The sequence below is a fragment of the Prevotella sp. OH937_COT-195 genome, from assembly GCF_003932845.1.
GTDB lineage: Bacteria > Bacteroidota > Bacteroidia > Bacteroidales > Bacteroidaceae > Prevotella.
Genome location: NZ_RQZH01000048.1, coordinates 1 through 3,913 on the forward strand (window position 1 = coordinate 1; position 3,913 = coordinate 3,913).

Annotated in this window: 4 protein-coding genes; all 4 read right to left on the bottom strand. The window is 37.9% G+C overall.

What is annotated here, in order from left to right; genetic code table 11:
• Nucleotides 1-110: 110 nt before the first annotated feature.
• Nucleotides 111-419: a hypothetical protein gene (locus EII32_RS10980; RefSeq protein WP_125235427.1), complete on the bottom strand. Its 309-nt coding sequence runs from the start codon at nt 417-419 to the stop codon at nt 111-113.
• Between the two features lie 140 nt (nt 420-559).
• Nucleotides 560-1,447, bottom strand: coding sequence for a hypothetical protein (locus EII32_RS10985; protein ID WP_125235428.1), 888 nt, complete (start codon nt 1,445-1,447; stop codon nt 560-562).
• A gap of 329 nt (nt 1,448-1,776) precedes the next feature.
• On the bottom strand, nt 1,777-2,403 hold the full coding sequence (locus EII32_RS10990; protein ID WP_125235429.1) for an RloB family protein: 627 nt from the start codon (nt 2,401-2,403) through the stop codon (nt 1,777-1,779).
• A 2-nt stretch (nt 2,404-2,405) separates the two neighbouring features.
• The gene (locus EII32_RS10995) at nt 2,406-3,620 is read right to left on the bottom strand and encodes an AAA family ATPase (RefSeq protein WP_125235430.1); all 1,215 of its coding nucleotides are present in this window, start codon (nt 3,618-3,620) and stop codon (nt 2,406-2,408) included.
• Nucleotides 3,621-3,913: the final 293 nt, after the last annotated feature.

Consider the following 3,913-nt stretch of genomic DNA (forward strand, 5'->3'; position numbering starts at 1 on the left):
CTTTTATTCCTGTTCAAAACAATAAGAGAAATGCTAAGAGAGAGGTCATTGATGAATCAATTCCCGTTTAGCATCTCTTTTTAAGGGACGACTAAATATTAACGAAACACTTACAATTCAACTTTTTGTGGAATATATCCTACAAGATTCCAATTTTTCCAAAACATTGCAAAAGGACACAAGTCATTACTGTTACATCTTTCCCATGGTTTATGCAAGCAGACTTCAACAGTAGGATTAATAGGTTCGAACGCAGGTTCTTCTTTTTGTTCATTATCAGAGTTGACACACCATGGATATAGACTGCATTGAAATTTAGCATCATGAAGTAATTCATGAATCTGGCTTACATTCTTCAAAACTTCGTTTGTCCATCCACTAATGCCTTTAGGCTTAATGCAGAAATAATCTTGTCTCATATTTCTAATCAATGGTGAACCGAGATTGTTTACTAATCTACGGAAAGTGTCATTGTAACGTATATATCCATCATAGCATAAATCCAACAGATAAGACGGCTCATTAATTCTCATTTGAATAGAGAAGTCAAAAAGTCGATCTATCCATTCATAATATGCTTTATGTATTTCAGGTTGTTCATCTGTATAGAGAAATAAGATTCAAATTTCTTTCGAGCTTCTTCTGCGACCATCTTATAGTGAGAGAATGGACCTGTCAAATTTCCATGACTACCAACTTTTGCATTCTTCAATTGAGCATACAGGTCATGAGGTTTATTTGGAATATATTTTTTCCTTTTTAGTTGTATCAAAGTTGTGTAGAATACCTCGGCAGGATTTGAAAACATTAAACTAATGTCACACAATGCAAGAACATTCAAAATATCCTTCCCAAGTTCAGGAAAGACATATTCAACTATCTTTTCTGCAGAGCAGTACGGAAATTCTGGAGAACGTTCGTAATTCTTTGTGACAAGTCTCTCCATTATATAAGCGATGCTTTCCTTTATCGCATATGCTCCAAAAGAGAAAAAATCCCCTTCTCTAGGCTCTACATCCACTACATAAATATGACTTATCTCTGGACAATTGATTGGCAAATTGTCTATAAAGTCTAGAGCTACGTTTACCACATTAAACTCATTTGCATCCGAATTGCAATCACCCATCGTGGTATCTGTAATAACATCTGCAATTTTCACATGATGAGCAGGTTCATCATACCTTATTGGAATTGTGAACTTACCTTTATCATGTTTATAAATATCATTTACTGCCGCCTGAATATATTCTCCATAGTAGAAACATTGAGTTAATCCGTATGTTGTAGTAAGATCTTGCAAAAAATGAATGTACTCATGAAAAAATAAAGCAAAATCCCTATCCAAACAAGAGTTGAGGTCTATTTTGCCATCTACCTTTAGATACATTTGAAAGAAAACTGGCATATACTCGCCAAGGTTGCTACTATGCTGAATGTATTTCATTACTAACAATACTTGTGTTTGTTGCTTAATTACTATATTATTGTATGTTGTCCGTTGATAGTTGAACGAAAGCCAGTAACTTCGTTCAAGGATTCGGACAAGAAAGAATGGTCAATCGGAGTCTTTGCCAAACGATGTTCCTTGGCAAAGAAATCCAATTCCCGTTTCACTAATCTGATCCTTCCTTCATCTTTCTCTTTTGGACGGCAATTCAACTTTAGCTTATCTTTCTTAATTCGAGAAGGAAACTCCCAATTATGCAAAAAAATCTACAAATCAACAAGTTTTCTTTCTGTGTTTTGAAAAATAACTTGTTTGGTCATGAACTGCTACAAGTATTTGTTGAGTTCCGAAACCAGCCTCTGAACAGTTGTCGATGACTCCTCTTCAGCTGGATTGCCGTGTGATATTTCTGCAAGTACAGTTTCAGCGTTGCTGATGGCCTGTTGCTGTCGCGACAAAAGGAGATTGTACATAACGGCACCATAGCCCTCACTTTTACTGTATGGCATACCTGTTAGTCTGGTGAGCATGTCCTTGTACTGGTTTCGATGAATAGTGCCAGTATATAGGTTGTAGTGCAACAAGAACCAATACTCAAATGCCTGATTGCTGTATGCCACATGGAAACCATTCTTTTCTGCAAGCAGTATTGCCTGGTTGAAATCCTTTGCAAGGAAATCGTCTTTGTCAAAGACTACCCAGCATTGGTCATAAACCCTTTTTCTCTTTTGGTCGGCTTCACGAATATTGATTGCCTTGTTGACAAGCGTCATCGTGTTCATCGCCTGACCAACAGCCTTGATGGTGGCTGCTGTCATGCGGAACGCCTTGAAGTAGTCGGGTTCGGTCTTTTCTCCTTCACAGACAATGAGAAACGACTGCTTGATTTCCCTTACACCCTGACGGCGTGACAGGTCTGATAACCTATGGTCTTTTTTCTGTCGTTTAGCCATAGTTATTTAGAAGGATTAAATATTTTCTCTAATTCACCAAAGATTGGGGTTGCTCCATATTTACCAAGCAGATAATCCTTCTCGAAAGGAGATGTACTGCGTACCTTGTATTCTGCCAATGAGAATAGTTCCGTTGCACCAAAGTTGTCCTTTTGGGTGAACCAAACCTGATCTCTTCTGAATAGACCAGCACTCAGCAAGAATGTATCATGCGCTGTTAACAGAAGTTGTGCTCCCTTGGGATTAGTCTGGGCATCATTGAACAAGGCAACAACCTTTTTGACGAGCAACGGATGAAGCTTGGAGTCGAGTTCATCAATGACAATGCGCTTTCCATTGTCAAGAGCATCAATGATAGGATAAGCAAGTGAGAAGTATTTGATTGTGCCTTCCGACTCATTCTTGTTGAATGCAAAAGATACGCTGGTCACTTCTTGGCCATCATCGTCATACTGCCTGTGGTCACTGACGATGCGGTTGTCAATCTTGGAAATGTTTTCTATTCCAAGGTCAGCATACTTTGCAAATGAAATGACACGCTTACGTAAAGACTCGTCATCAAGATGCTTGATAGCGTTATTCCACAGTTGTTCGTCTTCAGAACAGAATACCACTAATGTGTCACTTAGCCATTGAAGAATGCTGACGGAGGTAGGTTCGTTAAATTGAGCAGCTGTTGAGAGCAGCAACGCATTGTTGCGTACCATTTTCTTGTTTACCAGTTCCTGAAGAAGTTGGCTCTTTGGATGAACCGTATTGGAATCTGCCTCACGATAGAACAGTTCGACATCCTTAGCACGTTTCTTGCAAGCACGTTTATATAGCCATTCTTCTTGTACGGCATGGTTATCCACTTCAAAGCCATACCTATAGATAAACTCTCCGTCAGTAAAAGTCGCCTCAAATGTGGTAGGCTCTTTCATGCTTGATGCGTTTAGCCTGAAGTTCTCAACACCAATTGTATCACCGACCTGACTGTTTTTGAACGATTCTGTGATGAACCGCTTATAAAAATCAAAAGCTTTCAGTACATTTGACTTTCCAGACGCATTTGCACCATAAATGACAGCACTCCTTACAAGTGATATACCTGTGTCTTCAAGAGGAAACAGGTCATTCGGCTCAGAGCAGGACTCTTTGAGTGATGTTGATATGAAGGATAGTTTAAGCTCTTCCTTTATCGACAGAAAATTGGTTACACAAAATTCAAGAATCATATATTTAACTTCGATATTTAAAATTTTTCTGCAAAGATACGACTTTTCTTTCAAAGCCAAGAAAGAAAACTAAAGAATTTGCAAATTTCATGGTTTAATATCTTTATTTTGTCATCTTTGAATATATATATACGCCAGTTCGGGATAAAAAATTCATCTAAAAAGTTGGTAATCTGAGATATTCTTTGTACCTTCATAGGTGACTTTCAATTACTTATAAGGTTAAATAAAAGAATATACTCATGATTACCGACTACAAAATTACGGAAATTTTCTGTGCCGTGGATGAATTT